The sequence below is a fragment of the Phycisphaeraceae bacterium genome, assembly GCA_040222855.1.
GTDB lineage: Bacteria > Planctomycetota > Phycisphaerae > Phycisphaerales > Phycisphaeraceae > Mucisphaera.
The window spans coordinates 640,496-663,939 of the sequence record JAVKCD010000019.1 but is presented as its reverse complement, the minus strand read 5'-3'; the positions used below and the strand labels follow the sequence as shown (position 1 = coordinate 663,939).

19 protein-coding genes are annotated in these 23,444 nt (G+C 62.9%); 12 read left to right on the top strand and 7 right to left on the bottom strand.

The genetic code is table 11. The features are described from left to right. The first annotated feature begins 150 nt into the window (after nt 1-150). The 3 genes from RIG82_07980 (at nt 151) to RIG82_07970 (ending at nt 3,485) form a co-directional block, all read left to right on the top strand. On the top strand, nt 151-1,281 hold the full coding sequence (locus RIG82_07980) for a GntR family transcriptional regulator (GenBank protein MEQ9460875.1): 1,131 nt from the start codon (nt 151-153) through the stop codon (nt 1,279-1,281). Between the two features lie 104 nt (nt 1,282-1,385). Then, the gene (locus tag RIG82_07975) at nt 1,386-2,201 is read left to right on the top strand and encodes a hypothetical protein (protein MEQ9460874.1); all 816 of its coding nucleotides are present in this window, start codon (nt 1,386-1,388) and stop codon (nt 2,199-2,201) included. Nucleotides 2,202-2,555: 354 nt separating this feature from the next. Continuing rightward, the gene (locus RIG82_07970; GenBank protein MEQ9460873.1) at nt 2,556-3,485 is read left to right on the top strand and encodes a D-alanyl-D-alanine carboxypeptidase family protein; all 930 of its coding nucleotides are present in this window, start codon (nt 2,556-2,558) and stop codon (nt 3,483-3,485) included. Between the two features lie 88 nt (nt 3,486-3,573). On the opposite strand, the gene RIG82_07965 is transcribed toward RIG82_07970, so the two are convergent. Beyond that, on the bottom strand, nt 3,574-6,063 hold the full coding sequence (locus RIG82_07965; protein MEQ9460872.1) for a fused MFS/spermidine synthase: 2,490 nt from the start codon (nt 6,061-6,063) through the stop codon (nt 3,574-3,576). A gap of 225 nt (nt 6,064-6,288) precedes the next feature. Here RIG82_07965 and RIG82_07960 point away from each other — a divergent pair, with 225 nt between their 5' ends. From RIG82_07960 to RIG82_07940, 5 genes are all read left to right on the top strand, one after another. Then, nucleotides 6,289-6,981 (top strand): hypothetical protein, encoded by a 693-nt coding sequence (locus RIG82_07960; GenBank protein ID MEQ9460871.1) that lies wholly within the window; start codon nt 6,289-6,291, stop codon nt 6,979-6,981. Nucleotides 6,982-7,195: 214 nt separating this feature from the next. Beyond that, nucleotides 7,196-7,894 (top strand): hypothetical protein, encoded by a 699-nt coding sequence (locus tag RIG82_07955; protein MEQ9460870.1) that lies wholly within the window; start codon nt 7,196-7,198, stop codon nt 7,892-7,894. A 172-nt stretch (nt 7,895-8,066) separates the two neighbouring features. Further along, nucleotides 8,067-8,537, top strand: a complete 471-nt coding sequence (locus RIG82_07950) for a hypothetical protein (protein MEQ9460869.1) — start codon at nt 8,067-8,069, stop codon at nt 8,535-8,537. Next, complete coding sequence (locus RIG82_07945) at nt 8,534-8,731, top strand: PEP-CTERM sorting domain-containing protein (GenBank protein ID MEQ9460868.1); 198 nt, start codon at nt 8,534-8,536, stop codon at nt 8,729-8,731. The genes RIG82_07950 and RIG82_07945 overlap by 4 nt, the downstream gene beginning before the upstream one ends. A 3-nt stretch (nt 8,732-8,734) precedes the next feature. Then, the gene (locus RIG82_07940; GenBank protein MEQ9460867.1) at nt 8,735-9,433 is read left to right on the top strand and encodes a glycosyltransferase; all 699 of its coding nucleotides are present in this window, start codon (nt 8,735-8,737) and stop codon (nt 9,431-9,433) included. A gap of 420 nt (nt 9,434-9,853) precedes the next feature. Here RIG82_07940 and RIG82_07935 read toward each other — a convergent pair whose 3' ends face one another. After that, on the bottom strand, nt 9,854-10,816 hold the full coding sequence (locus tag RIG82_07935) for a DUF1731 domain-containing protein (protein MEQ9460866.1): 963 nt from the start codon (nt 10,814-10,816) through the stop codon (nt 9,854-9,856). 94 nt (nt 10,817-10,910) lie between these two features. Between RIG82_07935 and RIG82_07930 the strand changes: the two genes are divergently transcribed. Next, nucleotides 10,911-11,435 carry a DUF4136 domain-containing protein gene (locus tag RIG82_07930; protein MEQ9460865.1) on the top strand — a complete coding sequence of 175 codons (525 nt, stop codon included), beginning with the start codon at nt 10,911-10,913 and terminating at the stop codon, nt 11,433-11,435. Here the strand turns inward: RIG82_07930 and RIG82_07925 are convergent. Continuing rightward, a complete protein-coding gene (locus RIG82_07925) occupies nt 11,432-12,733 on the bottom strand; it encodes an ATP-dependent 6-phosphofructokinase (GenBank protein MEQ9460864.1) in 1,302 nt (433 codons plus the stop codon). The two genes, RIG82_07930 and RIG82_07925, sit on opposite strands and share 4 nt — an antisense overlap. Nucleotides 12,734-12,893: 160 nt before the next feature. Between RIG82_07925 and RIG82_07920 the strand changes: the two genes are divergently transcribed. Further along, complete coding sequence (locus RIG82_07920; GenBank protein ID MEQ9460863.1) at nt 12,894-14,087, top strand: 6-phosphofructokinase; 1,194 nt, start codon at nt 12,894-12,896, stop codon at nt 14,085-14,087. Between the two features lie 69 nt (nt 14,088-14,156). On the opposite strand, the gene polX is transcribed toward RIG82_07920, so the two are convergent. After that, nucleotides 14,157-15,965: a DNA polymerase/3'-5' exonuclease PolX gene (polX, locus tag RIG82_07915; protein ID MEQ9460862.1), complete on the bottom strand. Its 1,809-nt coding sequence runs from the start codon at nt 15,963-15,965 to the stop codon at nt 14,157-14,159. A gap of 143 nt (nt 15,966-16,108) precedes the next feature. Here polX and gcvP point away from each other — a divergent pair, with 143 nt between their 5' ends. Both gcvP and RIG82_07905 read left to right on the top strand, forming a co-directional pair. Continuing rightward, nucleotides 16,109-19,021: an aminomethyl-transferring glycine dehydrogenase gene (gene gcvP / locus RIG82_07910; protein MEQ9460861.1), complete on the top strand. Its 2,913-nt coding sequence runs from the start codon at nt 16,109-16,111 to the stop codon at nt 19,019-19,021. Between the two features lie 74 nt (nt 19,022-19,095). Next, complete coding sequence (locus tag RIG82_07905; GenBank protein ID MEQ9460860.1) at nt 19,096-20,082, top strand: DUF3179 domain-containing (seleno)protein; 987 nt, start codon at nt 19,096-19,098, stop codon at nt 20,080-20,082. Nucleotides 20,083-20,158: 76 nt separating this feature from the next. Here the strand turns inward: RIG82_07905 and RIG82_07900 are convergent, their stop codons facing one another. From RIG82_07900 to RIG82_07890, 3 genes are all read right to left on the bottom strand, one after another. After that, on the bottom strand, nt 20,159-20,827 hold the full coding sequence (locus tag RIG82_07900) for a hypothetical protein (protein ID MEQ9460859.1): 669 nt from the start codon (nt 20,825-20,827) through the stop codon (nt 20,159-20,161). A gap of 204 nt (nt 20,828-21,031) precedes the next feature. Beyond that, entirely contained in the window at nt 21,032-22,705 is a 1,674-nt protein-coding gene (locus RIG82_07895) for an NfeD family protein (GenBank protein MEQ9460858.1), read from the bottom strand. Nucleotides 22,706-22,714: 9 nt separating this feature from the next. After that, nucleotides 22,715-23,263: a hypothetical protein gene (locus RIG82_07890; GenBank protein MEQ9460857.1), complete on the bottom strand. Its 549-nt coding sequence runs from the start codon at nt 23,261-23,263 to the stop codon at nt 22,715-22,717. Nucleotides 23,264-23,444: the final 181 nt, after the last annotated feature.

The window sequence follows — 23,444 nt, the reverse complement described above, 5'->3', positions numbered from 1 at the left end:
GCTTTTTAGACATAAATTTATTTATGTAATGGTCTTAGTGCATAATAACACGGGGGTTTTGATGATACTGACAATGACAAATCTTTCCCAAGTCGCCTCATTTCGTGCAATCTGACTTGACTTTTATCGCTCCTGTCTTATAACAATACTATGGCTCAGCTCATGGAACTCAACAATCAGTCGGGCACCCCGTTGGTGCAGCAGATCCAAAAGAATCTGCGCACGCGGATCCTTCGTGATGATTTTCCGCCTGGCTATAAGCTGCCAAGCATCCGCCAGTTGAGTCACGACCTGGGCTGCAGCACGGGGATCGTCGAGCGGGCTGTGTCGAAGCTGGCCGCTGAGGGCCTGCTTGAGTCGCAGCCCCGCCGAGGTGTGTATGTCAGCAAGCCCAAGTCCAAGCCGAAGAAGTCCAAGGATATCGCTCTGATCCTGCCCGGCCTCAGGCTTGAGCAGATGAGCAGCATGTCGGCGGGTGTTCACGCGGGCCTTGCGGGTTCGGATTTCCGGCTCATCATCCAGTCGGCGGACAACGACTTTGATGATGAGATTCATCTGCTGCAGTATCTGGCCCACGACAACCTGGCCGGCGTGGTGATCTGCCCGCCGACGGCCGACAGCTACGCCGAGCCCATCCGGGAGTTTGTCGAGAAACGAGAGGTCCCGCTGGTTGTGGCGACGCACCGGCTGGTGGGCCTGTCGAACATCGACGCGGTGGCGATCGATGAGTTTGAGTACGGCCGCGCGGCCATCGACTACCTACTGGTCAGGGGCCATCGTGAGATCGCGCTCCTCGGCTCGCACAGTCACTCGCTGTCCGGGCGACAGGTGACCGAAGGCATCGCCGCGGGTCTGCGTCGGCATCGGATGTCGATGGACGACCTGCACGTCGTTGATGTTGATGTCCTCGACCTTAATGGCGACGAGCCGTGGCTCAACAGCGAGATCAGCGTCACACGCTTCTTTTCCGAGCATCGTCAGGATGTCACCGCGATGCTGTCGCTGGGGCATTACAGCACGATCGGAGCCTACCGGGCTGCCGCTCGTCTTGGCATCAACATCCCGAAAGACCTGTCGCTGCTGAGCATGGGCTCGGACCTTCAGGTGTTCTCGCTGCTTCAGCCATCAATCACCTGCATTGCCGACGAGATCCACAGCGTCTGCGAGCGTGCGGCTTTTCGGTTGCTCCAGCGGATCGAGAGCCCGGAGACGCCGGTGCAGACGATCCAGATCGCGCCTCAGCTTTTTGAACGCGACAGTGTCCGGAATCTCAATCTGTAAGTAAGCCCTCGCCGGGCGTGAAGCCCGGCGCAGTCCAGAACGACGTCATCATGGAACCCGCCTTCCGACAGCACTACGACGCCATCATCCTTCACCACTAGGATATGAACGCTGGAACGCTCAACGATGTTCAGGGCGGAAACGACGAGTTCGCCCGAGCCTTCCTTACCTGCCCCCAGATCACTCTCGACCACGCCGTCAAAGTCCTCGACGAAAAATACGGCGGGATCCCCATGTGGATCACCGAGTTCAACGTCATCGGCTACTACCGTATCGGCAACCCCAACGATGAGAAGGAAGACGGCGAGATCACCCCAGCCGACCAGTGGATCGCCGACACCGCCAACACGCCATGGAACGCCCTCTATCAGGCTGGCTTCTGGCTCACCGCCATGCAGCATCCCGAGGCCATCGAAATCCTCAACCACCACAGCGTCCTCAACGTCGATCTCGGCTGGGGACTCGGCCTGCCTTACAGTACCGATGCCTCAAGACTCACGGCCACCGGCCAACTCTTTGCCCATCTCAGTCACCTCGGTGCCGACGCCGATGAAGTTCACCTCCTAAACCTCGAAAACAACCCCACCCTCGCCAACGCCTTTGGCGGCAACCAAGCATCCGCCCTCCATGGCATCGCCGTCACCAACGACAACACCTTGTCTCTGATCATCATCAACCGTGACGCCGACCAACTCGAACTCAAACTCCCGGAACTCGGTGCCACCCGTGCCCACATCGTCACCTACCGTGGCGACGAACAGCACGAGCATATGGCCCTGGTCAAACTCAACGACCCCGACGCCCCCGTCTGGACTCAGGGACTGATGAGCCCCTCCATCCGATTCCACAACCTCGCCGATGACCAGGACGGCATCAACCTGCCCGGTTTCTCCCTCTCGGTCATCACCATCAACAAGTAAGCCGCCCGCGAGTACCGATTCAACGCAAAACCTAAGCCACGCCGGCGTGCCCCGGTCAGCCACCATGGCCGGGACACGCCGTCAGAGGGTGGCCAGCAGATTGTTGTGCTCCGCCAAGCGACATCTGCGTGATCGACCCCGCTTCGCCACAGTTGACGCTGACGACCAATGAGACATCATAGGTTGATGGTCGTCTCCCCTATCGCCCAATACTGCAACTTGAAGAGGTGCGCTATGTTTAGGCTGCTCGCCAGTTACACGCTGATCTTGATGTTTTGCTTTCTCTGTGTAGCGTGCTCCGCAACCCAAACGACCCGTGTCACCAAAGAGCCCGCCACGATCGTAAAAAAGCCAGTGAATAGCACATCGCTCATCAGCGATACGGGACTCTCGCAACCCCGAATCTCCGCGACGCTGATTGAGCACATCGCCGACAACTCAGGCGGCCTCACCCGTCTTGCCCCTGATTACATCTACGAGCGCCTCCATCGCCGCGGAGATTCCAAAGAGATCTCTGCCGCTTTCGATCGCCTTCTGGTCGGCGAGACCGCCGATGCTCGCAGCAACTTGATCCATGCTTTGGAGATGGACTTCATACACAGCCCCGCGACGTCTTCGCTGGACCTTCTCAACCCCGAGCTAAGTGCTCACTTCCGGGAGTTTGCCTGGCAGGAAAACGACTACCCGGGCGGGGCCACTGGACCCAATGAACAACTGGCCGACATCCTCACCGACGTCCTGGACCTGGTCAGCCCGGAACGACGGGCGAATCGCGCCAGGGCTGCCGTGATCGTTCGCGATGCCATGACAGATGACCTGTGGGCGTACATCCTCGGGCAGTGGCGGGTTGTGCCGGGTGAGTCGGACTGGAAACTCAATCGCCATGCCGTGGATTCATACGTCGAGATGCGTGAGGCGGCCGCCGCCGATGGCGTTGACTTAATAATTCTCTCAGGCCATCGGGACCCAGAACGAGCACGAAGAAATGCTGCCCGGGTGGGCAACAACTTCGCGGTCGCCAGCTTCTCTTCGCATTCACTCGGCCTTGCGATCGACTTCGTTCTTCCCCGTGCCGAAGCCGAAGAACGTTTCAGGCTGACGACCAGCCCGATGGCAGAGGTGGTCGAGATGCGTTGCTCTCCAGTCCATAAGTGGCTGCACCTGCATGGCTACAAGTTCGGCTGGTACCCCTTCCAGCACGAGCCGTGGCACTGGGAGTTCAACCCACCCGGATTCCGGGATGTCTTCTTTGCGGACTACCCCGGCGGGCCGCCCTCCCTCTAGACAGAGGTAGACAACCTAATGATGGCGATTCCTACGCCCGCTTGCTGCACTTAGGCTGCATCGTGGCGAGCAGCAAAACCGCAACCACTCACCGACCCGCTGGTGTCTCGATTCGTTCCCACAACGCGCGAATAATGTCTTCAGGCCCGAGAAAGACGCGGTCCGGCTCACGCCGATGGCTCACCAGCTCCGCGTAGATCTCCTGGCTCCGCTGCTGATTCAAGGATAAACCCGCCAGATACTCCAGTCGGAGACTCACATCACGGTTGACCGGGGTGTCAGCGAGCCACCCCCGCATGTCCGCCGCCGCGCCCGCGTACATCCGCAGCATCGGCAGCATCGCGTCAAACCCGATCTCGACCAAAGCCCTCTTGACCAATGGGTTCGCCTCGACACTGGACTGGTACGCCGCCAGATCGATCTGTACCGACTCACGGCCCGCCAGTAAGACGACGTCGTACCCAGCGTGCGTCAGGTCCGTACTCCACACCGTGGTCTCGGGTAGCACCGAGAAAAACGTGACCAACTCCGACTTCACTGCTTCGCCGCTCGTTTCATACAGCGGGATCCACTGCGTGATCAGGCCACCGTCTTTCAGACGGTCACGCATCAAGGCGAAGTACTCCTCCGAGTAAAGCGCCGCAGCGCCTTTGACCCACGGATGGATCGGGTCCGACGTGATAATGTCGAAGCGCTCGTCAGTGGTCGCTAAGTAGTGGCGGGCATCGTCAATCACCACCTCCGTGCGCGGGTCATCCATCAGATCGTGATTGACCTGGCCGAAATACGTCGCCGCCTCCGCCACCACCGGCTCAATCTCACAGATCACAATCCGCTCGATCGAGGGGTAGAGCACAAAACTCCCCGCCGTTGTCCCCATCCCCATCCCCACAATCAAAACCGACTTGGGCTCAGGGTGAATCAGCGCCGGCAAGTGACCCAGCATGCGCTGGAGTCGCATGTCCTCCGGAACCGTTGACGCCACCACCTTCCCGCTGACATGCAGGTTGCGATGAGACGGCGCGCCAGGCACCGGAGCGACGCCAACCGACGCATAGCGGCCTTCCGCGAGATACTCCGACTCAGGGACCAGCATCCTCACATTCGCTTTGCGTCCCCATAACACCAACTCGTCTGCGGGCTGAACCGGCCAACTCAAGACCCATGCCATCAGCATCAGCATCACGACGCCGTGAAACCACCAGGGAAGCCCGAACAACCACCGCGAACTGCGTAACTCAACCCATCCCGCGCTGCACATAGCCACGACAAGCGCCGCTGCCCCGAGGGCACTCGAACCAATCACCAGCACTTGCTGACACCAGAGCGTGCCCAGCCAGGGGATCGCAACAAGCGTCCCGATGAGAGCGCCGCCCACGGCGCCCAGTGTGTTCCCCGCCAGCAAAGCGCCGACCTCGCGACCCGGTTCACCCCGGCCACGACCCGCCCGCCACGCCGAGACCGCCAGCGGGAACGTCGCCCCCCACGCCAGCGTCGCGGGCAACAGAATCACCAGCGCCCGCCGCGCATCATTAAAGAACACCCGGTCCATCCGCGTCGATCCGATCATCGATCGGCCCCACTCGATGGACACATTCATGATCGCCCACATGGCCCACGCCACGCCCAGCCCCGCCAACAACTGCGCGACCCCCAGACAGACCAACGCCGCCGAACCCGACCCGCTCCGCTCTGCCCGCAAACCCACCCGACTCCCCACCATGGACCCCAGCCCCAAGCCAGCGAGGAACACCGACACGATGATCGAAAAGGTATACACCGTCGCGCCAAACTGAAGCGACAGCAACCGGGTCCACACCACCTGAGCCATCAACGCCATAAACCCGGACCCCATCACCACCAGCAACACCACCCAGCGGTCAGCCGTCGAAACCAGCCGAGCCACATCAACCGTCGAGCTTTCCCCCGCGCTCTTGCTACGGGTCTCGGCCCGCCAGAAACCAAATGCCCCCAGCACCAGCACCGCCGCCAGCAGGTTCCCGCCGGCCGCCACCAGACTCGTGGCGTACACATCAAGCACAGGCAGCAGCACGAAACCCGCCGTCACCCCACCCAGCGTCGCACCCACAAGATTCGCCGCGTACAACCCACCCACACGCGAAGCCACCCCACCCTCCATCGCCACCGCACGACTGACCACCGGCAATGTCGCGCCCAGCAACACCGTGGGCGGCAACAGCACGAGCGCACACACCACGGAACGAACCCACCACCCGCCACCACCCGCTAATGCCAACTCGACATACCAGCGGCCCAATCCAAACACCACCGCAGGCATCGCTATCCCCAGCAACGCAATCAAGACCTCGATCACGCCGTAGACCCGGTCAGCCCGCCAACGCTCCGGCACCAGCCGCGGAGCCAACCAGCTCCCCAACCCCATCCCGCCCATATAAGTGGCTAGCACGACCGCCAACGCCAATGCCGAGCCACCAATTGTCACCCGCAACAACTGAAACCACACCACTTCGTAGATGAGCGCCGACCACCCGCTCACCACAAACGCCAATATCAGCATCAAGTAACGCAAGTCATACCTCACGAGCAATGAAATCACGGCTCGCAGCATACACGAGCAACCCGCGACGACCCCGCACAGTAAAAGGGTAAGTCCTAGTCTGGCTCAAAAGCGTCACAAGAGATTGTCATAGAAACACTTGTATCTCGCAGTAAGAACAATCGACGCACCATCGCCAAACAACAGATTGCCTATCCCGCATATCTCAAATAAACTTACCGTGTTAACTAACTTTAAATTGCTACGGGATTCGGAGAGGACAACATGAAACTCACAAAAGCCTTGGTGCTGTGTTCTGCATTTGTGCTGACATTAGCCCCCGCCGACGCCGCCACCATTGCCGACGGGCTCTACGTCCTCGACAACCACGACGATGGCAGCGCCCGACCGCCGCTATATGGCTTCCGCCTCGACGGGCTCACCGCCTCGGGTATCCACACCTTCTCCTTCGACACCGCCATCGCGGGTGTCGGTATGAACATGGCCGTCAACGCCGGTGCTGGCACGATCGCGATCTTCGGCACCGCCTGGGGTGGCGTCGATAACGGCTCGGGCTACACCAGCCCCACGTTCTGGGACATCAGCTTCGTCTACAACACCGTCCTCCCCGTCCCCGGCGACGATGACCTCTATGTGGTCGGTGCCACCGGCACCGGCACCATCACCGATGGCACCGACACCTACAACCTCGTCGCTAAGAGCAATGGCTCCTTCGCCTTCCGGCTCGGTGACGAAGGTGATGACAACGGACACCGCGGAGAGCCCGGCATCTCCGGCTGGGGCTGGGTCAACCACGCCCTCGCACCCACCGACCCGAGCACGGTCCCCCACATCGCCGCATCCGACTGGCTCTTTACCGCTTCGCCCTCTGGCGGACCTGGCATTATTCCTACGCCAGCTGCCTTCGGAGCAGGGCTCCTCGGTCTTGCCGGCCTCGCCCTCCGTCGGGCTCGCTGACCGCCCCAATCAACAACCCGACCTAAACCCCCCAACCCCGGCAAAACGCCGGGGTTTTCTATGTTCTTTGCCCCAGCTTCGCTGACCGGCAGTGACCTAATCGAAGACCCAACGCTTCGATGATTTTGCGGCGATTGGCCTGCATCATCCGCCGCATGTGGCATGTTTCCCTCTCAAGCCAGTGACCACCGCCACCCGGAGGAGAGAACCAACCATGCGATCGATCACCACCCTTGCCCTTGCCGCCGCCCTGCTCGTGCCCGTCGCCACCGCGTCGGCCAGCAGCATCACCGGCGGACTCTATAACCTGTCGAACCACCCCGATGGTGCCGCCGCGTCACCCTTCTACGGCCTCCGACTCGATGGGCTGTTTAACGGCAACCAGAACACCACCGTCACATTCGACTTCGAAGCACCCGGTGCTGACATGAAGATGGAAATTGATCTGACCCCAGGCGACTCCTCCATCCACATCTACGGCACCGCCTGGGGTGGCGTCGACAACGGCTCCTCATACACGAGCCCCGCGCTGTTCAACATCGACTTCACCTACGTCGATATCCAGGTCGACGGCGACGCCCTCTGGGCCATCGGCATCAACAACACCGGCACCATCCAGGAAGTCGGCTCTGGCACCACTCTCTACAACCTCACCGCCGTCTCCGGCCAACACTCCTACGCCTTCAAGCTGGACGACGGACACCGCGGCTTCAGCGGCATCTCCGGCTGGGGCTGGGTCAACCACGCTCCCGCCCCCACCGATCCCTCCACGGTTCCTCACCTCTACTCGAGCGACTGGCTCTTCACCGCTGAGAAGTCCACCGTGCCCCCGCCCCCCGTCGTCCCGACCCCCGCCGGCTTCGCCGCAGGCCTCCTCGGCCTCGCCGCCCTCGTGGCCCGCCGCGGACGCTAACCAAACCAGGCATCACCCTTCTCGTTACAGCCCCGACCCGTCCTGGGTCGGGGCTGTCGCATCGTCACCCTAAACCGCGAAAGTACTAAGCAAATCCACAAAAGACCCTTGCCACACGGCCACCATGCGCCCACAATAGGGATGACCCCTACCGATCCCGAGGAGAAACCCCATGGCCCCACGCCCTCAGTCTGCTCCCTCCGCAGCCTGCCTCGCCGCAGGCCTCATCACCGCGTGGGCCGCCTCCCCCGCTGTCGCGCAAGTCGATCAAGACATCACCCTCTCCATCGAACCCTCCATCGACCTCACCGACTCAGTCCTGATCTATACCACCGGCTTCTCCAGCATCGGCTTCATCTCCACTGGACCCATCAACGCGGGTGAGGCCCTCCCCATCAACTTCACGAACAGCTCCTTCCACGGAACGACCTGGTACAACTTTGTCGGACTCTACGACAACAATAGCGAAACAGGCGTCGTCCTTGCCTTCCCCGACCCAACGCCCCCGACATCATCGATACCCTCACGTTCGATGACATCTTCGCTGGCACCTTCCGAAACTACTCCGAAGCAGGCGTCATCGACATCTTCGACCAGGGCCGAGAAGCCACCAACTGGGCCAACAACTACCTCTCCGCCATGACCGACGAGTTCTTCTCAGAGCGTGGGTTCACCCGCCCGCTGGGGCCAGCACCTTACCCCCAGAGCACCGACACCCTCGCCACCCTGATCAGCTTTTCGACCGGCTCCTTCGCCGGATCGATCAACATCCCCGAACCCGCCTCCCTCTCCCTCCTTATAGCCCTAGGCGGACTCATCCTTTCACGACCCCAGTAACCCTTGAACCACCTCACCGCCTGCTTCATCGTCAAGGACGACGCCGACAACCTCGCCCGCGCGATCCGCTCCGTCCAGACCGTCGCCGACACCCTCCTCGTCACCGACACCGGCTCCTCGGATAACTCCATCGAAACCGCCCAAGCGCTCGGCGCGTCCGTCGATCACTTCCCGTGGATCGACGACTTCGCCGCCGCCTACACCCACGTTGTCCAACGCACCACAACCGACTGGATCCTCCTGCTCGATTCCGACGAGTTCCTGCTTCCCGATCAGGATGACGTCATTCTTCATGCGCTGAATAACCCCGCCGCCATGGGCTACATGCTGCGCCGGCAGGACCTCACCGACCTCAGCCAGCCCGACCGCTTCACCGAGATGTGGCAACTCCGCCTGTTCCGCAACCACCCCGACCTCCGCTACACCGGCCGCATCCACCACCACCTCGACCCGCCTCTCGAAACCCTCGGCGAACCCGACAACCGGCGCGTCCTCGAATCCGACATCTCCTTCCGCCACACCGGCTACGCCAACCGCGACTGGCCCGCTAAAAATCCGCCGCGATGCCCACCTCATGCAGCTCGAACTCGCCGAACGCCCCGGCCAGTTCTACTACCTCGTCGAGCTCGGCCTCTCCCTTCTCAAGCTAGGCAACCCCGCCGGCTACACCCACCTGACCCAAGCCGCCCGGCAAGCCCTTGACCCCAAACGCCTGCCCGATCTCCCCCTCGGGCCCTTCCTGATGCTCCTCGAGTTCGCTCTGAGCCCCGCACCTCGGCCCGACGGCTTCCCGCTGACGCAGCAGCACGCCGAACACCTCGCCGAACGCCACTTCGACAACGCGCCCCCCATCCTCTGGCAACGCGCCCGCCTCGCCTTCGACCGCAACGACCACGCCGCCGCCGCCCGACTCCTCGAACACCTCCTGCACCTCGCCAACACCCACACCTACGACCGCGTCACCGGATTCGACCCCCGCATCCTCGCCGATGACGCCACCCTCAACCTCGCCGTCTGCCACGCTCACCTCGGCGACATCCCCAGAGCCCGCCAGCTCCTCACCACCTTGCTCTCCAGCCCGACTCACCAGGACCGCGCTCAGGTCAACCTCGACGCACTGAATCAAGCAGACTGAGCCTCATCACATGACACCTTCCCCTCCAACTGCATCATCGCGCCACGAAACTCCGGATAACGAAAGATAAAACCCTCATCGAGTAAGCGCTCAGCCACAACCCGGCGGCTCTTGATGATGAGTTCCGTCTCAGTCCGCATCGGAAACACCGCCCCCAACTCCAGCATCCATCTCGCCGCAGTTAGGCCGATTGGCATGCCCAGCGCAGCCCGTGTCGCAGTCATCTGCTCCGAATTCGTCACCGGGTTCGGCGACGCCAGGTTGTACACACCCTCCGCGTCCGAGATCATCTCGATCCAGTCCAGCGCCCGGCAGAAATCCTCCGCATGAATCCACGACACCCACTGCTTCCCGCCCGCCATGGCTCCACCAAGCCCAAAGCGCACCAGACGCCGAACCACTGAATAAACCCCACCTGGTTCACGTCCGAACACAATCGCTGTCCGGAGCTTCACACGGCGAACACCCGGAACCTCCTCGGCATCTAACGCCGCCTCCCAAGCCCGCGCTACCTCAATCGAGAACGCATCCTTCGCCTCTGCCGTCGCCCCGGTCTCACCACTCTCGCCCCACGCCGGACCGTAGGTGTGCTTGTAGATCGTCGCCGTGCTCGACTGAAGCCACAGGGCCGGGGGGCTATCGCACGCCCGCAAGGCCGCACCCAACACCCGAACCGAGTGCAATCGTGAATTCATGATCGATTTCCGGTTTCGCGCGTGATAACGGCAGTTCACTGACCGGCCCGCCAGATTCACCAGCACGCCCGACCCCTCAAGCTCTCGCACCCACGGCCCCAATGTTTTTCCGTCCCACCCCACCACCCGAGCACCGCGCACCGATCCAGCCCCGCGACTCAGCACCACCACCTCTCGACCCTGACCCGCATACCAACCCGCTAAAGTTCTCCCCAAAAAACCCGATCCACCCGCGATCACAACGCGACCGGCCATGACAGGACCTCCTTGCTACGCGATATCTAAGTGTAGGACAGCATCCAACCCGGGACCCCCGGCAAAACCCCATGAATCGCTAGAATCCGCACCTATGAAAACCATAACCCTGTTGGTCATGAGCCTGATCCTCGCCGCCTGCTCCGCCGCACCCAACACGCGCACCGCACACGACCCCACAGCAGACTTCGCGAACTACAAAAGCTTCGCCTTCGATCCTCTGCGCAGCTCTATCCTCATCGTCGAGCCCCAGCGGACCAACGAGGTCCTGGCACTTATCAGCCAAGCCATCGAATCAAACCTCCGACAACAAGGCCTCGAGACCACTGGCCTCGCCGCCGCCGACCTGCTCGTCAGCGTCCAGATCGGAGCCCGTGAAACCTTCGAACAAACCAACTGGGTCACCGCCGACACCACCTTCGGAACGCTCGACGTCCCCCTCAAGAAGACGCCCTACCGCGAGGGCGCCATCGCCATCAACATGCTCGACCGCGGCCGCGGCGCCATCGTCTGGCAAGGCGTCGTCCAGGGCCGATTCGATAACCCCGACACTGCCACTCGACTCATCGAGAAAACCATCAGACAACTGCTCAAAGACTTCCCGGGCGGCACCCGCTAACTCGACCACCGCGGCTGGCCCGTCGCCTCCAGCACACTAAACCACAACTCGCCCGCAGGGCTCACCCGCTGCCGCTCAGCGATCGCCACCGGGATCGGCACGTTCAGGTAGCGACCGTGCCACCGGCCCACGATCATCTCCGTCCGGCCCGCCATCGCCGCGTGCACCGCATAAGCCGCGAGCCGGAAACACAACACGCTGTCATGAGGCGTCGCCGCCGAGCCGCGAATCAGGTAACTCGGGTCCACATACTTAATCGTCACCCCTTCAATCCGTTCACGGATCAACGAACACAGAAACGGCCCGACATCCCCCAGCTTTCTGTTCCCCGACCGATCCTCACCCGCTGCGGGCACGTGCTCCTGACCAAAGCCCTCCGCCACCACCACCACAGCATGCCCCCGCTGATCCAAACGCTTCGATAAATGACTCAGCAGCCCATCCTCCCCCTCCAGCGGCGCCGTCACCTCCGGAATCAAACAGTAGTTCACATCATTGCTCGCCAGGCACGCATAAGCAGCAATGAATCCCGAGTGGCGTCCCATCAGCTTCACAACCCCCACCCCGCGCCGCGCCGCCCGCGCCTCATTGTGCGCTGTCTCGATCGCCGCGTGCGCCCGCGTAAACGCCGTCTGAAAACCGAACGACTGCTCCACATACGAGATGTCGTTGTCGATCGTCTTAGGCAAACCCACCACCGCCAGCGGGTACCCCCGCTCCCGCGCCGCCTCCGACAGCGCCAGCGCCCCGCGCTGTGTCCCGTCCCCGCCGATCGTAAACAGCACGTTCACCCCGCGCTTCATCAGATACCTCACCATCACCTCAGGCGGTTGCGGGCCCCGCGATGTCCCCAACACCGTCCCGCCATCCTTGTGAATCCCCTCCACCACCCCAGGCGTCAGCGCCATCGGCTCATGCCCAAACGCCGGATTCAACCCCTCGTACCCATACCGATACCCCTCCACGTGCTCCACTGCGTACCGATGGTTCAGCACCATCACCAGCCCCCGGATCACATCGTTGAGCCCCGGACAAAGCCCCCCGCACGTCACGATCCCCGCCCTGACGTGCTTGGGATCAAAAAACAGCTCCGCCCGCGCCCCCGCCACCTCAAAACTCGCCAGCTCCTGGCCCTCCTCCAAACCCTCCAGCCCACGCACCGAATCGTCATACAACAACCGATCCCCCGCCCGAACCCCACCCGAACCCATCCGCCGCAACATTTGCCCCGCCTCAATCGGCGAAGGCACCAACGCCTCACCAAGCACACGAACTTTTAAGTCCTCTGGTCGCACCATCGCAAAGCTCCCAGACCATCATCGGCCATCTGCCCAATAACTAGAAGGTTAATCGGACAGCGCTCTCCGAACGAGTCGCCACAATCCTTTACAATCCACATCCCCGGGGCGAACCCCGCCCCCCCCAACCCAACAACCCTCCTCCCCAAGGAGCCCCACCATGGCCACCCCCCTCAAGGGCAACGCCGTCATCGGTCAGTCGGGCGGGCCCACCGCCGTCATCAACCAGTCGCTCGTTGGCGTCATCGAAGGACTCCGCGGCAAGCCCGGCGTCACCCGAATCCTCGGGGCCCGACACGCCGTCTCCGGCATCGTCAAGAACGACTTCATCGACCTCACGGACTTCTCCGAAGACCGACTCAACACCCTCGCCAACACCCCCTCCGCAGGACTCGGCTCCTCCCGCGATAAGCCCGACACCGCCTACTGCGAACAGATCTTCGACGTCTTCAAGAAGCAGAACGTCCGCTACTTCTTCTACATAGGCGGGAACGACTCCTCCGACACCTGCCGCATCGTCAACGAGATGGCCAAGGAACAGAACTACGAGCTCCACGCTTTCCACTGCCCCAAGACCATCGACAACGACCTGGTCCGCAACGACCACACCCCCGGCTTCGGCTCCGCCGCCAAGTTCGTCGCGCAGGCCTTCATGGGCGACAATCTCGACAACGCCGCCCTCCCCGGCATCAAGATCAACATCATCATGGGCCGCCACGCCGGCTTCCTCACTGCCGCCGCCATGCTCGGCCGCCGATCCCCCGAAGACGGACCCCACCTGATCTACGTCCCCGAAGTCGCCTTCTCCGAGGACAAGTTCCTCGCCGATGTCGACCGCGTCTTCACCAAACAAGGCCGCTGCCTTATCTCGGTCTCCGAAGGCATCCACGACAGCGAAGGCAACCCCCTGATCATCAAGCTCGCCGAAGACGTCGAAAAAGACGCCCACGGCAACGTCCAGCTCTCCGGCACCGGGGCCCTGGGCGACCTGCTCTCCAACCTCATCAAAGACAAGCTCGGCGCCAAACGCGTCCGCGCCGACACCTTCGGCTACCTTCAGCGCTCCTTCTGTGGCGTCGTGTCCGAAGCCGACGCCCGCGAAGCCCGCGCCTCCGGACACAAAGCCGCCCAACTCGCCACCTCAGGCGACACCGACGGCTCCATCGCCCTTGTGCGCACCTCCAACGACCCCTACACCATCGACTACCAGCGCATCGAACTCACCGACGTCGCCGCCAAAACCAAAACCCTCGACCCCACCTACATCGTCGACGGCAGCGACATCGCCGAGTCCTACCGCGACTACCTCAGCCCCATCGTCGGACCCCTCCCGAAGATCGAGACGCTGCTCTGAAACCCTGCCCGGGTGCCACGCACCTTCGGGTTCGTGTCCCATCAAACCCCGATGCAAGTCGGGGCTTTTTTATGCGCTCAACCACCTCAACAACTTCTTCTCCGACCAACAGTTCACCACATCCCCCTTCATCGCCCCCGCCCGTCGCGCCGTCAGCACCCCGTACCGAAGCTGCTCGAACCCCTCCGCATCGTGCGCATCGGTGTTGATCGACAACGCCACCCCCGCCTCCACCGCCATCTTCGCGTGCACATCTCTTAAATCCAACCGCCAGTCGTTGGCATTGATCTCCAGCGCCACCCCGTGCTCCTTCGCCACCGCGATCACCTTGCCCATCTCAGGCGATAACCCCTCTCGGCGATTGATCAGCCGACCCGTTGGGTGCCCAATGATCTTCACATGAGGGTTCTCGATCGCGCGGATGAGCCGCTTCGTCGCATCCTCCGGCGGCTGGCTCAGCGCCGCATGAGGCGACGCGACCACCACGTCCAGTTCCGCCAGCACCTCATCCGGATAATCCAATGACCCATCCGCCAGGATGTCCACCTCGCTCCCCGTCAGCAGCCGGATCTTGCCCTTCATCTTCTTGTCCGCCGCCCGCACCTCCGCGACATGGGCCAGCAGCCGCTCCGCCGACAACCCACTCGCCTGAACCTGACTCTTCGAGTGGTCCGTAATCGCCAGCACCTTCAAGCCCCGCGCAATCGCTGCCTCCGCCATCTCTTCGATCGATAGCGACCCGTCGCTCGCCGTGGTGTGTGTGTGCAGGTCAGCGACCACATCCTCGACCGCGATCAACCGATGCTCCGCCATCTTCTTGCCCTTGGCACCGAATGCCCCTTCTGCGCGCTCCAACTCCCCACGATCCTCGCGCAACTCAGGCGGAATCCACGCCAAACCCAGCGCGGCGTAAACCTCTCCTTCCGTCTCCCCCGCGACGAGTTGATCGCCATCCCCCATCCCCTGCTTCGGTGCCTTACCCCGCCACAGACCATATTCGTTCAGCGACAGCCCCTGCTCCTGCGCACGCTCGCGCAGACGCACGTTGTGCTCCTTCGATCCCGTGAAATACATCAGGGCCGCTCCATAGCTCCCGCTCGGCACCATCCGCAGGTCCACCTGCATCTCCGGCGACCGATCGCCCAGCTTCATCCGAACCGAACACTTGGTCACCCCCTCCCCCAGCACCTCGGTCACCCCCGGCAGCCCGACAAACGCAGCGGCCATCGCCTTGTGCAGTCCCTCATCCCCGTCTGTCCGCACCAGAAGGTCGATGTCGCCGATCGTCTCTTTCCCGCGCCTCAGACTCCCCGCAGAGAGCGCCTCCTCGACGCCCTCGAAGTCGCGCACCTTGTCCAGCACCACCTCCGCCAGCACCATCGCCTGCCCCAGTCGGACCCGCCCCACGGACCGCTCCAGAAAGGCTAGGCTCTTTCGCACCCCCTCCAGCTTCTTCTTTCCTAGGCCCTTGATCGCCGCGATCGCTTCCGACTTTGTTTCATCCTCCAAAGCCACCTTGAGGTCCGCGACCGACTCGACCCCCGCCTCTTTCCACAGCAGCACCACCGTCTTCGGCCCCAGCCCCGACACCTCCAGCAATCCCGGCAGCCCGGCTGGCACCTTCGCCCGCAGCGCCTCCAGGTCCTCGATCCGCCCCGTCTCCGACCACTCGACAATCCGGCCCGCCACGCCCTTGCCGATGCCATCGATCCCCAGCAGCTCCTTCTCCGACATCCCCGCCAAGGCCGACCCGTGGTCCCCGGCGACCCGCGCCGCCTTGGCAAACGCGATCACCTTGAAACGGTTGGCGCCTAGGATCTCGTGGAGATCGGCCATCTCCTGTAAAATCCCAGCAAGCTCTGCGTTGGTCCTCGACATGATGCCACCAGCTTACGCTCCCTCATCCCGGGCGTCGCAGTCCCCCGCAATCCAGCCCAGGCGAATAGAACCCCGAACGTCAACGGGCCGCCTCAAACCCCCAGGCACAGCAGGACGCTCGCCACCAGGAACCTCAACACAACATGTCCTCCACCCTCCACGCCACAGGCTCCGCCACGCCTTCCAACACCATGCCAGCACTCGGCACCACGCCCACCACCGGCTTCGAGCGTCGTCACCTGGGGATCACCCCGGCGGACCTCGATTCGATGCTCGGCCTCCTTGGCGTCGATTCCCTCGACGCGCTGATCGATCAGGTCGTCCCGCCCGCCGTGCGCTCGGACAAGGTGCCCGCGCTGCCCAACGCCGCCAAGGAGCACCAAGCCCTGAGCGAACTCCGCCAGCTCGCCAAGCAAAACACCCTGCTCAAACCGATGATCGGTCAGGGTTACCACACTGCCCTGACGCCCCCGCCCATCCAGCGGCATATCCTCGAAAACCCCCGCTGGTACACCGCCTACACGCCTTACCAATCCGAGATCAGCCAGGGCAGGCTCGAAGCCCTGCTCAACTTCCAGACCCTGATCACCGACCTCACCGGATTGCCCGTCGCCAACGCCTCGCTTCTCGATGAAGCCACCGCCGCCGCCGAAGCGATGTCCCTTTGCATCAGCCACGCCCGCGGACAGCGCCGGGTCTTCCTCGCGTCCGACCGCTGCCACCCACAGACCCTCGCGGTGCTGCGCACGCGCTGCGAGTCGATGGATGTGGAACTCAAACGGATCGACCCGCACACCCTCACCGCTGATGACCTCGCCTCCGCAGCAGGCGTCCTCGTCCAACGGCCCGACACCTTCGGTCGTATCGATAACTTCGACGACCTCTGCGAACTGGCCCACGACAACCAGTGCCTTGTCGTCGCCGCTTGTGACCCGCTCTCCCTGACCCTGCTCAAGCCTCCCGGCGAATGGGCCGGGGGGGTTGATGTCGCCGTCGGCTCCGCGCAGCGTCTTGGCGTCCCGCTTGGCTTCGGCGGGCCTCACGCCGCCTTCTTCGCCACCAAACAGGAACACCTCCGCAAAGTCCCCGGCCGTATCGTCGGCGTCTCCAAAGACACCCAGGGCCGTCGCGCCCTGCGACTCACGCTCCAGACCCGCGAACAGCACATCCGTCGGGACAAGGCCACCTCCAACATCTGCACCGCCCAGGTCCTCCTCGCCGTCATCGCCTCAATGACCGCTCTCTATCACGGGCCCGATGGCCTCAAACAGATCGCTCGCGACGTTCGCTCCAAGGCCGAACGCCTCCGCTCCGCCCTCAGCAGCGCGGGTATCAAGACCCATGACGAGCCGATCTTCGATACGGTGATCGCTGAGGTTGCCGAAGCCAACGCCGCACTCCAGACCGCAGAGAAAGAGGGCCTGCTGCTTCGCAAAATTGACGCCACCCACATCGCCATCAGCACCGATGAGGCCACCACCGATGACGACCTTAACGCGATCCTCCGCACGCTGAACCTCAATGCCTCTTTGGATCACCCCGTCCCCGAGTTGCCCGCGTGGGGGGGGCGGACCTCCGGTTTCCTTACCCATGAAGTCTTCAACACCCACCGCTCCGAGTCACAGCTTCTCCGCTACATCGACCAGCTTGAACGCAAGGACATCACGCTCGCGCAGTCGATGATCCCGCTGGGCAGTTGCACGATGAAGCTCAACGCCGCTGCGGAGCTCATCCCGATCTCGTGGCCGGAGTTCAACAGCCTTCACCCCTATACGCCAAGCCAACACACCGCCGGCTACCAGAAGCTCATCACCCAACTCGAATCCTGGCTTGCCGAGCTGACTGGCTTCGCCGCCGCCTCACTCCAGCCCAATGCCGGATCGCAGGGCGAATACGCCGGGCTGCTGGCTATCAAGGCCTACCATCAGGCGCGGGGCGACACCGCCCGCGACATTGTGCTCATCCCGACCTCGGCGCACGGCACCAACCCAGCCTCAGCGATCATCGCCGGGCTCCGAGTCGTGGCGGTGAAGTGCAACGAGTACGGCGACGTCGACCTCCAGGACCTCCGCGATAAAGCCTCACACCACGCCAGCCAGCTCGCGGCGCTGATGATCACCTACCCGTCGACGCACGGGGTGTTCGAGCCCGGCATCGCCGAAGCCTGTGCCACCATCCACGAGTTCGGGGGGCAGGTCTACATGGACGGCGCCAACCTCAACGCGCAGGTCGGACTGTGCCGACCGGGTGACTACGGGGCTGATGTGGTCCACCTCAACCTCCACAAGACTTTCTGTATCCCCCATGGCGGAGGCGGCCCGGGCGTCGGACCCATCGCCGTGGCCAAGCATCTTGCACCGTTCCTGCCAGGCGACCCTCTCAACAGCGATAAGAGCACCGATGACCCTAACGGGGGGGTGGGCGCGGTCGCGGCGGCGAACTACGGCTCGGCGTCGATCCTCGTGATCTCCTGGATGTACCTGCGCATGATGGGGCTCGCCGGGATTCGCAGGGCGACCGCAACGGCGATCCTCTCGGCCAACTACATGGCCAAACGCCTCGAGGAGCACTACCCGATCCTCTTCACGGGCAAGACCGGGCGTGTGGCGCACGAGTTCATCATCGACTGCCGGGCGTTCGAGAAGTCGGCGGGGGTGACGGTGGAAGACATCGCCAAGCGCCTCATGGACTATGGCTTCCACGCGCCGACGATGTCGTGGCCGGTGGCGGGGACGCTGATGATCGAGCCGACCGAGTCGGAGGACCGAGCGGAGTTGGACCGGTTCTGCGACGCGATGATCCAGATCCGGCGGGAGATCGACCGGGTCGCGGCGGGTGACTGGCCGCAGGACGACAACCCGCTGCACGGTGCGCCGCACCCGGTGGAGGATTTGATGGTGGCGGACTGGGCGCACGCTTATTCACGGGAGGAGGCGGCGTACCCGCTAGCGTTTGTGCGGGCACGCAAGGTGTGGACGCCTATCTCCAGGACGGACAATGCCTTCGGCGACCGGAACCCGATCTGCACCTGTCCCTCGGTTGAAGACATCGCGTGATGAGCGCGGAATAACCTGCCCGGCGGGGCGGTTTGATCCCTGATTCCGCATCACCGGATACAGGGAAGCACGACATGACAGAAGCACACGATCGGGCGGAACCCGCTGAGGGGCAGGCTGCGCCGCGTCAACAGTCCGTGATCCGAACGATCTTGACGGTGGGGGTTGGGTTGGTGGCGATGCTTGTTGTCATCAACGCTGTTCTGGTTGTGATTTATCCCGGGTATGTCTTCTACGATCAGCGTCGGCCGGATTGGCGGGGGGCGCCGATGGGCGACCCGCATGGCTCGGCGATCTGGGACGAAGACGGCGTCACCTGGCTGTGGGGCGGGGCACGGGAGGGGGAGGCTCACTTTGATATCTCGAATCTGACGCTGAAGGAGGGGCGGTTCAAGTATGGGCTGGGGCGCGAGGCGTTCTCGGCGCTGGTCTCGCCACGGTTTGTAAGTGTTGATGAGGCGCACGCTTGGCTGCCTGAGAGGGAGCGGGTGCTGCTGGTGGAGGTGAATGGTGAGGCTCGGATTTACCCGGTTGGGTTGCTGGTGAGGCACGAGGTGGTGAATGATCGCGTGGGGGGTGTGCCGGTGTTCGCGGCGTACTGCATCCTGGCGGACCTGGGCGCGGTGTATGATCGTCGGTACGGGGGGCAGGAGCTCACATTTGCGGTCTCTGGCTACACTTACGCGCAGCGTGGTGTATGGGGCGGACTGGATGCCTTTGTGCTCTGGGACCGGGATACGGAGTCGTTGTGGTGGCCGCTGGTGGGGAAAGCGGTAGCGGGAGCGCTGGTGGATACGCCGTTGGCACTGCTGGATGAAAGCCACTGGTCACAAACGACTTACGCGGCGGCCCGGGGGCTGGCGCCGCACGCGAGGGTGTTGGATGACGGGCAGTGGACGACGTGGGCTGAGGAGCGTCCCAAGGAGTGGGATCGTTTGGATTTAGCCTCGATTGAGGCTGTGCGCAGCGGTCCAGGCCCGCTGGCGGTGGCCCCGCGGTGGGGGGAAAACGGTGTTACTGAACCGTCGCCCGAGGCGGCTGAAGTGTTACAGGTTGAGTGATTACAAACAGATACAAAAGCAGCCCGCGCCTGACTGGCGCGGGCCACGATTTCCCCCGCTCAGCCCGGAAGGTGGTTTAGAGGAGGGTGAGGGGTTGGACGGGGGTGCCTTGGTGGTTGGATTGTCGTAAGGGCTTGACCGCCATGGACATACCGACGTATTCGTTGCCGGTCGTGAAGGAGCGGTTGACCTGGTAGGGGACGTCGGTTCCGCGGAGCAGGGAGAGCTCAACAGACGCTAAGTGGTCGTCCCGATTGCGTTTAAGCATCGAGATGGTAGCCCGGGCGAGTTCGCGGAGCAGCGTGACGGCGGCGGCGTGGGAGGGGTTGGCGGCGAGGAGGCCGAGGCCGAGTTCGGCGGCTTTGGATTTCATCAGTTCATCGACGTCTTCGCCGAAGCGCCGGATGTCTCTATCACATTCAAAGACAAGGAGTTGGACGACGAGGAAGTCGCCGGGGTTGGCGGGTCCGTAGGCGAGGTAGCCGTCGGCGAGGAAACCGGCTTTCATGCCGGGGCGGAGGTTGGGGAAGATGGTGCGGTTGACGCCCAGCTTGCCTTCGATGGCGGAAGTCTGGTCCAGGGCAAGACTTGCGACACACAGCTCGTTGTGCCGGAGGTCCCAGAGTTCGGGGAAGGGGGCGTGTCGTTTGCGGAGCTCGAGTTCGGTGAGGCAGACAGCGATGGGGTCGGTCTCGGGGTCAAAAGGGGTCTGCGAAACGGTCGGAATCGTGTCGATTGCGGTCATATCTGGCATCCTTTCTGCGATCAAACGCGTCTATAGGGGTGCCAAATGCCCCACGTTGTGCGCACGTTTGGTGGTGGGGTGACCGAGGCGCGGTGGTGCGCTTAGGGTTGGATGGTCGGGTTTGTGCGCGCGATGTGGGTAGCGGTGGGTGTGTGATTCTGTGGGCACGGCTGCGCCGTGACCCCAGGCACCCGGCGCAAATATCTAAGTCGCCAGGGTAGTGATCGGTTCGACGACGATTCTTGAGCCGTGGATCTCGGTGATGCGGATGGGTTGGTGTTGGGTGAGGTATTCGCCGTTGGTGATGGCGTCGATGCGTTGGTTGTTGATGAGGATCTCGCCGGAGGGTCGCATGACGGAGGATGCGACGGTGCCGGTGTCGCCGACGTTGAGGTGTCCGGTGCCGAGGACTTCTTCGCCGGAGATGTGGTCGGTGCTGGGGTCGGCGGGTTCGGGGTCGGCGAGGATGAGGGCGTTGAGGAGGGGGATCCTGGTGAAGACGTGGGGCAGGGCGACGGCGAAGGCGGCGGTGATGCCGGTGGCGAGGAGGAGGCTGGCGATGGCGTAACCGAGTTGGCTCCAGTAGGCGGGGTCGGAGGCCCCGAGGGGTGTGGATCCGGAGGGGAGGACGGAGACGATCAGCGCGATGACCATCAGCGAGAGGCCGGCGGCGCCGAGGAAGCCGAAGCCGATGAGGAAGAGCAGGTCGGTGATGAGCAGCAGGAGGCCGATGACGAAGAGGACGATGTGCCAGACCGAGGCGAGTCCGAGGATGAGGGGGGCACCGAAGAGTCCGGTGAGGGCGAGGATGGCTACGGCGCCCGGGAGGGAGAGACCGGGGGCGGAGAGTTCGAGGAAGACGCCGATGAGGAAGAGGGCGACGAGGATGCCGCGGACCCACCACTGGGCGAGGAAGAGGGCGGCGTTTTCGGCCCAGGAGTTGCGGACTTCGATGAGGTCGGCGGCCTGGAGGTCGTTGATGAGTTGGGTGGTGGTGTCGATGGTGGCGCGGGAGATGCGGAGGTCGCGGGCGCGGATGTCTTTGATGGTCAGCAGTGAGTTGCCATCGTGGACGCGGCCGTCGGGGATGGTGTCGCCTGAGGGCAGGACATCGACGGGCAACCACTGGCCGAGGTCGGCGGTGGTGGCGACGTCCTGGGTGGGCTGGCCGACGCTGCCGGCGCCGGTGACGGAGCTGATGCCCTGGGAGATCTGCGAGGCGAGGGTGGGCGAGCCGTGGACCATGAGCTGGTAGTCGACCTGGTTGACGAGTCGTCGTTGTCCGGTGGCGGGGTTCTCGATGTAGTAGACCTCGACGCCAAGGACGCACATGGCGTGGAGGGGTGCGTAGTCGTAGCCGTTGCGGGTGGCGTTGTCTTTGAACTCTGAGAGGAGGGGCGAGAGGGCTTTAGCGCGTTCGGTGGGTCCGAGGTTGGAGGAGAAGAGGTTGATGGGGGCCGCGTCGCCGATGGAGGCGGAGGTGGCCATGACGATTTCGTCGGCGGCGGAGGCGAGCAGGGCGCCAGCGGAATAAGCGTCGGGGTTGACCCAAGCGACGGTGGGGACGGGGATGGCTTTGATGAGCCGTGAGAGGCGGAGGGCGGCGGGGAGTTCCCCGCCGGGGGTGTCGAGTTCGATGACGATGACCGAGGCGCCCTGGGCGATGGCGCGGTCGACGCGCCGTTGGAGGAGTTCTTCGAGGGTGGACTGGATGACGCCTTCGATGCGGAGCAGGGCGATCTTCCCGCCGGGGGGGATGATGGAGGGGATGGCGGAAGCGGTGGCGATGCGTGGGGTCGGGGCGGGGGTGGTTTGCGCGAGGAGGGAGGCGGCGAGGAGGAGGGTGAGGGCGAGGAGTTGGAGGGGGCGTGAGGTCACGCTAGTAGTTTAGGTTGTTGGTGGGCTGAGGGATGGGTTGGACCCGTCATAGCCAACGATTTGGTCAATGGTCTTCTTGTAGAAGCGGGCGAGTGCCTGCTGCCACCCGCTCAGAATTAACGCATACACGACATTGGTAAAGATCACCATGAACAAGAGAAGGCCGATAGCAAAGCGAGCGTATTTAACTTCATTGGGGTCACTTGAGCTTATGAGGCTATCTATAGCGAGTACCAGGAAAAACATGGGCAGGATGGTGAGCACCCAACGGATCACATTTAAGGCATTCAAAGAGCTTGTCTTAATCACCGCATCAATCTGCGTGCCTTCGGCCTGAACAGAAATAGAGATGTGTAGTCGTGATGGATCAATGTTGTGTGGGATCGGCTCGACAAGCAGATTGATGCAGTTCACGGAGGGTGCCTCGGGAAAATCTGTGCCCTTGATGGAAAGCAATCGTTCGGCGGCGACCATGGAGATCAGGCTCTCTTTGACCGCCTCCGGTTTGATCGCCGTGATGGTGGTGGGGAAGGTAATCTCGCGCTTGGTGTTGAACATCTGGATTCAGCGCCCCTTCGGAAATGTGGTTTGAGGGTAGATGGCGGGGTGGGGGGTGGCAAGCACCATGCCGGGTTGGCACAACGCGGCTCGAAGGGGAGGGGGGTGGGTGACGGCTGAGTTGAGGGCGTGGGCGGGGGAGGCTACAAGGCGGGTTGGCTTTGAGTCTTCTATTGAAGGA

Excerpts from the sequence above, each read along its gene's own strand:
- RIG82_07930 (MEQ9460865.1), top strand. The coding sequence starts at position 10,911 with ATGAAAACCATAACCCTGTTGGTCATGAGCCTGATCCTCGCCGCCTGC.
- RIG82_07905 (MEQ9460860.1), top strand. The coding sequence starts at position 19,096 with ATGACAGAAGCACACGATCGGGCGGAACCCGCTGAGGGGCAGGCTGCG.
- RIG82_07925 (MEQ9460864.1), bottom strand. The coding sequence starts at position 12,733 with ATGGTGCGACCAGAGGACTTAAAAGTTCGTGTGCTTGGTGAGGCGTTG.
- RIG82_07975 (MEQ9460874.1), top strand. The coding sequence starts at position 1,386 with ATGAACGCTGGAACGCTCAACGATGTTCAGGGCGGAAACGACGAGTTC.
- RIG82_07900 (MEQ9460859.1), bottom strand. The coding sequence starts at position 20,827 with ATGACCGCAATCGACACGATTCCGACCGTTTCGCAGACCCCTTTTGAC.
- gcvP (MEQ9460861.1), top strand. The coding sequence starts at position 16,109 with ATGTCCTCCACCCTCCACGCCACAGGCTCCGCCACGCCTTCCAACACC.
- RIG82_07950 (MEQ9460869.1), top strand. The coding sequence starts at position 8,067 with ATGGCCCCACGCCCTCAGTCTGCTCCCTCCGCAGCCTGCCTCGCCGCA.
- RIG82_07890 (MEQ9460857.1), bottom strand. The coding sequence starts at position 23,263 with ATGTTCAACACCAAGCGCGAGATTACCTTCCCCACCACCATCACGGCG.
- RIG82_07920 (MEQ9460863.1), top strand. The coding sequence starts at position 12,894 with ATGGCCACCCCCCTCAAGGGCAACGCCGTCATCGGTCAGTCGGGCGGG.
- RIG82_07955 (MEQ9460870.1), top strand. The coding sequence starts at position 7,196 with ATGCGATCGATCACCACCCTTGCCCTTGCCGCCGCCCTGCTCGTGCCC.
- RIG82_07945 (MEQ9460868.1), top strand. The coding sequence starts at position 8,534 with ATGACCGACGAGTTCTTCTCAGAGCGTGGGTTCACCCGCCCGCTGGGG.
- polX (MEQ9460862.1), bottom strand. The coding sequence starts at position 15,965 with ATGTCGAGGACCAACGCAGAGCTTGCTGGGATTTTACAGGAGATGGCC.
- RIG82_07935 (MEQ9460866.1), bottom strand. The coding sequence starts at position 10,816 with ATGGCCGGTCGCGTTGTGATCGCGGGTGGATCGGGTTTTTTGGGGAGA.
- RIG82_07960 (MEQ9460871.1), top strand. The coding sequence starts at position 6,289 with ATGAAACTCACAAAAGCCTTGGTGCTGTGTTCTGCATTTGTGCTGACA.
- RIG82_07980 (MEQ9460875.1), top strand. The coding sequence starts at position 151 with ATGGCTCAGCTCATGGAACTCAACAATCAGTCGGGCACCCCGTTGGTG.